The following is a 6,971-nucleotide window of genomic DNA, read 5'->3' on the forward strand; positions in this document are numbered from 1 at the left end:
CCCGTAAACGCGCAGGCCGAAAGCAAGTTTTATCGGACCTGCGCCGGGGCATGCGGTCACTTCATTTTTAGGGGAGGTACGAATGAAATCTTTATTTGAAAAGGAAGAACGGTACTGGAGCAGCAAGTTTGACGACGAAGACAGCCTGAGCTTCCTTCCCTATAGTCAATCCTCCAAATTATCTGCGGGCGGCGAAGCTGCGGCAGAGCCGGCTTTGCTTCACCGTACCCTGCCGAGTGAGCTCTCGGAGAGAATTATTCGCCTCGCCAATGGTTCGGATCTGGCTTTGTACATGATTGTTTTGGCAGGAGTAAAAAGCCTGCTGTTCAAATATACCGGGCAGGATCAAGTACTGGTCGGCATGCCTTCTTATAGCGCGGACCCGGACGTGACTCAGCCTCCGCATGACATCCTGGTGATCAAAACGTCCGTAAGCAGCCAGACCACGCTGAAAACGCTGCTCGGGGGCATCAAAGCTTCTATCGGCGAGGCGCTGGAGCATCAGCATCTGCCTTTTCGGAAAATGGTGGAGCCGCTCCATCTGGACTATACAGGGGAAGGTCTTCCGGTCGTCAACACCGTTGCATCCTTCGCCCCGATTCATCCTGAACCGCTGGTTAACCGGGTGGCAGCCGATACGGTTTTTCGATTCGACCGCCAAAACGACTCTATCGAGCTGGAAATAAGCTTTGACGGGAATCGATACGAGCAGGCATTTGTGGAACAGGCGGCCGACCACCTTGTTCGGCTTCTGTCCGTGCTTGTATTTCAGCCGGATCTGGAGCTTGGACAAGCCGATGTACTTTCCCCGGACGAGAGGGAGACGTTGCTGAATCGATTTAATGATACCGAAACCGGGTTCGAGCGGGGGAAAACGATTCACGGTTTGTTTGAAGAACAGGCGGAGCTTTACCCGGACAACGTGGCCGTTGTCATGCACGAACGGCAGTTGACCTACCGCGAGCTGAACGAGCGATCCAACCGTCTTGCGCGCCAGCTGAGGGAGACGGGAGTCGAAGCGGACCAGCTGGTAGCGATTCTGGCCGAACGCTCACTCGATATGGTTGTCGGCATACTGGGGATTCTCAAAGCGGGCGGAGCCTACGTGCCTGTAGATCCCGACTACCCGGAGGAGCGCATCCGCTTTATGATCGAAGATTCGGGTGCACCGTTATTGCTGATTCAAAAGCATTTGCATGAGAAGACCGACTTCGCAGGAACGCGCCTTGAAATAGATGATTTCGTTTGGGGAGACAGTGGGGCGAACTCGGAAGGTGCGCTGGACGCTTCGAATCTGGAGCCAATTTCCGGGTCAGGCAACCTGGCATATGTCATCTACACGTCGGGAACGACTGGCAGACCAAAAGGCACGTTGATCGTGCATAAAAACGTTGTGCGCCTTTTGTTCAACGACAAGAACCTGTTCGACTTTGGGCCGTCCGACACGTGGACGTTATTCCATTCGTTTTGCTTCGATTTTTCCGTCTGGGAGATGTACGGAGCGCTTCTAAATGGAGGAAAGCTGGTTATCGTACCGCCGCTTACGGCGAAAAATCCGGCCGAGTTTCTGGCGCTGCTGGGCCGCGAACAGGTCACGATTTTGAACCAAACGCCAACGTACTTCTACCAGCTGCTGCGTAAGGTCTTGGCGGATCATCCATACGATCTGCGGATTCGCAACGTCATTTTCGGAGGCGAAGCGCTCAGTCCGCTTTTGCTCAAGGGCTTCAAGACGAAGTACCCGGAGACAAAGCTGATCAATATGTACGGAATTACCGAAACGACGGTTCACGTGACGTATAAGGAAATTACGTGGGTCGAAATGGAGGCGGCGAAGAGCAATATCGGCAAGCCAATCCCAACACTGAGGGTTTATGTCCTGGATGAAAACCGCCGCCCTGTGCCGATTGGCGTAGCGGGCGAAATGTACGTGGCCGGGGAAGGGCTTGCGAGAGGATACCTGAACCGTCCGGATTTGACGGCGGAGAAGTTCGTTGATTCCCCGTTTGCGGATGGGGAAAAACTGTATCGCTCAGGCGACTTGGCGACTTGGCTGCCGGATGGCAACATCGAATACCTGGGCCGGATCGACCACCAGGTCAAAGTTCGCGGGTACCGGATCGAGCTGGACGAAATCGAGACGCAGCTTCTGAACGCACAGGGCGTGGAAGAAGCGGTGGTACTCGCCCGGGACGACGCAAACGGCCATAAGCAACTTGTTGCTTATTACGTTGCGGAAACAAAGCTGGCGGCGAATGAACTCAAGGAGCAGCTCGCCCAGCAGCTTCCGGGATATATGATTCCTGCGCATCTTGTGCAGCTTTCGCAGATGCCGCTGACCGCGAACGGAAAAATCGACCGCAAAGCGCTGCCGCTACCGGAGGAAGCTGCGGCTGTAGGAGTGGAATATGTTGCGCCGAGAACACTGCTCGAGATGAAGATCGCCCGTGTCTGGCAGGATACACTTGGCATTCCACAGGTCGGCGTAAAGGATAACTTTTTTGAGCTGGGCGGCAATTCCTTAAGTCTGATGAGGCTCGTTCAAGCCGTTTACGATGAAACGGGCATCGAGATACCGCTGAATCGCCAATTCCATAGTGTAACCGTTGAAGCCATGGCTTTTGGAGAGGAGGATCTGGGCCTGGATAAGGGGGGAGATTCCTTCATTAAGCTGAATAAAACAGGGGATCTGAACGTGTTCTGCTTCCCTCCAGGCAGCGGCTTCGGCATCGGTTACCGAGAGCTTGCAAGCAGGCTAGACGGCCGAGTCGTGCTTTACGGCATTGATTTTATAGACGATGTCATCGATTACGAGGCCATGCTGAACCGTTATGTGGATGAGATTGTTCGCATCCAGCCGGAAGGACCTTACGTGCTGCTCGGTTACTGCTTCGGAGGCAACCTGACGTTCGAGGTAGCCAAAATGATGGAAAGAAGAGGGTATTCCGTAACGGACGTGCTCATGGTGGACTCGTGGATTAAGGACACACTCACACCTTATGAAACGTCTGAGAAAGAGCTTGAAGAAATGCTTGCGGATTTCGACGAAGAAGAGAAGGAATTAATGAGCAATCCGCTCGTGCGGGAGCGTGTTCATCGGAAGATCAAAGCCACCTTGACATACGAAGCGCAGCTTATTAATTCAGGCACGATAACTGCCCGGATTTACGAACTGATTGCGAAGGACAGTGAAGCGTTCCGCTTGGAGCACCAATTGCCGTCTTGGCAGAGGGCAACGACGCAAGCTTACGCCGATTACCGGCTGGAAGGGGCACACGAGGAATTACTGGAACTCGCGCGCGTGGACGAAACGGCTGTTGTCATCCGTGACATCTTAGTGCAAATCAAGCGGCAAATCGAAGCGGAGGCCGGTGTCCTGCATGGGAGCTGATCGGCAGACGTCTGTTCAAGAACAAGGCACAGCGGCGCCTTCCAAGCGCCGAACCGCTTATGCCACCTGGAAAGCATTCCGCTGGCTGATGTCCTATGTGAGCCATCACAAAGGCTGGATGGTCGTCGGTATCCTGTCCGCAATTGCCGCCGCGGTTATTGAGATATGGACGGGGCGTTTGGTCGAGCAGCTGACCACACAAGCCGAGAATGGGGCGGGGCCAATCGTTCTGCAGATCGTGTACACGGTCTTTGTGGTCATCTTGATCGGTGTGCCGGCGAAGTTTTTCATGAGCTTTGGTGTGGAGCGAAGCAGTGCCTCTGCGGTGCAGGATATCCGCAACCATGTCATGCGTCATATCGGCAAACTCCCGGTCCCCTATTTGGAAAAGCAGCACTCCGGCGACGTGTTGTCGCGGATCAACAACGATCTGCAGCTCATCCAGCAATTTATGATTCGGGACCTCGCCCAGTGGTTTTATCATCCGCTATTATTTATCGGCTGTTTCTCTTATTTGATGTATCTCCAATGGGAGCTGATGCTGTACAGCCTGTTGTTATTTCCCGTAGCACTGCTGGTTTCCCAATGGATCGGCAAGCAGTTGGAACAGTTGACGGAGGAAGCCCAGGCAAACATGGGCCGAATGAACATCAACCTCCAGGATACGCTTGGGGGGATGCCTATTGTAAAAAGCTATCTGCTATCCGGTATGTTATCTCGCTCCTACCAAGTGTTGCTGCAACTGACGGCTCAAAAAAAGCTGGCCGTGAAAAAGCGGGAAGCCTGGGTTAACCCGCTGCTTTCTACGCTGATGATCAGCCCGATCATTTTCGCCGTCAGTTACGGTAGCTATTTGATCTACAACGGGCAGCTAGGCGCGGGAGAACTAATCGCCTTCCTGTACTTGCTTAATCTGTGTCTGGAGCCGCTGGAGCATATTCCCGAGCTCATCACGCGCACGTTCGAAATGACCGGTGCCCTGAGAAGGGTCTCCGAAATCGTCGAGCAGCCGACCGAAACGGAGAATGGCCGTTTGCTTCCAAAAGCGAGCGCCGCTCCCATCCATTTTCAGAACGTAACCTTCGGGTATGAAGAGAGTTCTCCGATTCTGCGGAATGTTAGTTTCTCGGTGCCGGAAGGCAAGACGATTGCACTTGTCGGAGCGAGCGGCGGAGGGAAGAGCACGGTGTTTAAGCTGGTATGCGGCTTTTATCCACTTCCGGAGGATCAGGGCGAGATCCGCGTGTTCGGAAGCCTGATCCACGGCTCTAATCCAGAGCAGCTTCGGTCGCATTTTTCCGTGGTAACCCAAGATTCATATTTGTTTAGCGGTACGATCGCCGAAAATATCGGCTACGGGCGGGAAGAAGCGTCGATGGACGAGATTATTGAAGCCGCCAAAGCCGCTCAGGCTCATTCTTTCATTATGCAGCTTGAGGCTGGCTACCAGACGTATGTCGGAGAGCGCGGCGGCTTTTTGTCCGGTGGGCAACGACAGCGCATTGCAATGGCCCGGGCTTTTCTGAAGGATGCTCCCGTACTGCTGCTGGACGAGCCCACATCGGCTCTTGATCCGGAGTCGGAAAGCGCGGTTCAGGAAGCGCTGGGCGTATTGATGAAGCAGAGAACGACCATGGTTATTGCCCACCGGCTTTCTACGGTACAAAACGCCGATGAAATCTGGGTTATGGAACAAGGAAATATTATCGAAAAGGGCACTCATGAACAATTGCTCGAGAGGAAGGGAATGTACGCCCAGTCGTACTACCAGGAATTTACCGAGTCTGCCGAACGCAGGGAGGTGTCGTACACATGAAAAAGGGCGGAAGGCTCTCGCAAGTGAAAGAACTCGGTTACTTGCTGACGTTTATGAACCGCAAGCGCAGAACCCAGTACGCGATTGGCCTTGCTGTAACGGCGCTCACCCAGACATTGTTTCTGATCGCCTTCAGCTTGGTCGTACATAACTTGGTTGATTTCGCCGTGTCCCGAGATACGTCCCTGATGGTGGAAGCTTTTATTATTTTGGGCGCGGCCCTGTTTCTGGAAAATATAATTTCTCCCTGGTTCATTTACTTATACCAGCGCAGTGTCGAGCTGACTGTGCTGAATATCCGCAAACGTCTTTATGACAAGCTGTGCCGGGTGCGGCCGAGATTCCTGGAGCAGACGCACCATGGTGACTTGCTGTCGCGGGTGAACAACGACGTAACGACCGTTGAGTTTACATTCTCGCAGGTTTACTTCGTTTTGTTGCTTCAAGTTGTCTTTTGCATCGGCTCCATTGTCTCCATGGTGGTGATCGATTGGCGGTTTGCCGGCGTATCCTTCGTCGTTCTGCTGCTGTCCTCTCTGGTCAGCCTGAAATTTGCACGGGATATCCGCGCTTTGTCCGAACAAGGCTTGCAAACGCTCGGTAAAATGACTGAAAAATTCAAAGATTTTATGGGCGGCATTCAAATTGTGAAGCTGTTCCGCATCCGCACGATTTACGGCCAGTACGAGGCGTTGAACGAACAAATGACGCAAACGCTTCGGCAAACGGCGAAGAAGAACGGTATGCAGGCTGCGGTGAACCATTTTATCAGCTACGTCACGTTCTGCGGCATCATCGTCATCGGAAGTCTTCTTTATGCCTACGGATTGATGGGAATGGGAAGCGTCGCCGCTCTGGCAGTTTTGCAAGTGAATCTGACGCACGCCTTGTTGAACTTGGGGACGGTTCTGTCGATGACCCAAAATTCGCTCGCGGGCGCTCACCGGATTCAAGAGGTACTAAGCGAGGAAGAGGAACCGGAGCGTCTGGGATCTTCTCGTAGCGAGCTTGTATCGGAGGCTGCGGTGGAGTTTCGCGATGTGGAATTTTCCTATCAGGCAAATAAAAAGGTACTTGTCGACATGTCCATGCAGGTGTTTCCTGGTCAGGTCGCTGCGATCGTGGGAGCCAGCGGCAGCGGCAAAAGTACACTGATCAAGTTGCTGCTCGGCTTTTATCCTGTGGATAGCGGTGATATCCTGCTCCAGGGCAAACCGTTCGGCCATTACACGCTGGACGAAATCCGCAGGCAGATTGCATACGTTCCGCAGGAGCCATTTTTGTTTACCGGCACGATTGAGGAAAACATCCGTTATGGCAACCCGGATGCAACGGATGAAGAAGTGGTTGAAGCGGCCAAAGCGGCGTACGCGCACCATTTCATTGAGGAACTTCCTGAACAGTATAAAACGCCGGTGGGAGAGAGAGGAGCGTCGTTGTCAGGCGGACAAAGGCAACGAATTGCGATCGCCCGGGCGATTCTCAAAAACGCCCCGATTCTGCTGCTGGACGAAGCGACTTCTGCATTGGATAACGAATCCCAGCATTGGGTACAGCAAGCTCTGAACGTATTGATGAAGGGGCGCACCACCATTCTGATTGCGCATCGTCTCAGCACGGTGGAACATGCAGATTTGATTACGGTCATGAACCAAGGAACGGTCGTCGAACGGGGCCGCCATCAGGACCTGCTGGCGCTCGGAGGTTATTACGCTCGGCTGTACGGATAGACCCGCTTTACGGCGGGGCGGCTTCCTGCTGATA

Annotated in this window: 3 protein-coding genes; all 3 read left to right on the forward strand. The window is 53.5% G+C overall.

Translation table 11 applies throughout. The features are described 5' to 3' along the window. Positions 1-82 precede the first annotated feature (82 nt). The 3 genes from NSQ38_RS09215 to NSQ38_RS09225 are packed head-to-tail and all read left to right on the forward strand — an operon-like array spanning position 83 to position 6,937. Positions 83-3,391: an amino acid adenylation domain-containing protein gene (locus NSQ38_RS09215; RefSeq protein ID WP_339788683.1), complete on the forward strand. Its 3,309-nt coding sequence runs from the start codon at positions 83-85 to the stop codon at positions 3,389-3,391. After that, positions 3,381-5,207: an ABC transporter ATP-binding protein gene (locus NSQ38_RS09220; protein WP_339788686.1), complete on the forward strand. Its 1,827-nt coding sequence runs from the start codon at positions 3,381-3,383 to the stop codon at positions 5,205-5,207. The genes NSQ38_RS09215 and NSQ38_RS09220 overlap by 11 nt, the downstream gene beginning before the upstream one ends. Next, positions 5,204-6,937 (forward strand): ABC transporter ATP-binding protein, encoded by a 1,734-nt coding sequence (locus NSQ38_RS09225; RefSeq protein ID WP_339788689.1) that lies wholly within the window; start codon positions 5,204-5,206, stop codon positions 6,935-6,937. The genes NSQ38_RS09220 and NSQ38_RS09225 overlap by 4 nt, the downstream gene beginning before the upstream one ends. The last annotated feature ends 34 nt before the right edge of the window (positions 6,938-6,971 follow it).

The sequence above is a fragment of the Paenibacillus sp. FSL R7-0313 genome (assembly GCF_037969885.1).
Classification (GTDB): Bacteria; Bacillota; Bacilli; order Paenibacillales; family Paenibacillaceae; genus Paenibacillus.

Bases quoted from the DNA above. Each gene is read 5' to 3' on its own strand.
- NSQ38_RS09215 (WP_339788683.1), top strand. From the start codon at position 83: ATGAAATCTTTATTTGAAAAGGAAGAACGGTACTGGAGCAGCAAGTTT.
- NSQ38_RS09220 (WP_339788686.1), top strand. From the start codon at position 3,381: ATGGGAGCTGATCGGCAGACGTCTGTTCAAGAACAAGGCACAGCGGCG.
- NSQ38_RS09225 (WP_339788689.1), top strand. From the start codon at position 5,204: ATGAAAAAGGGCGGAAGGCTCTCGCAAGTGAAAGAACTCGGTTACTTG.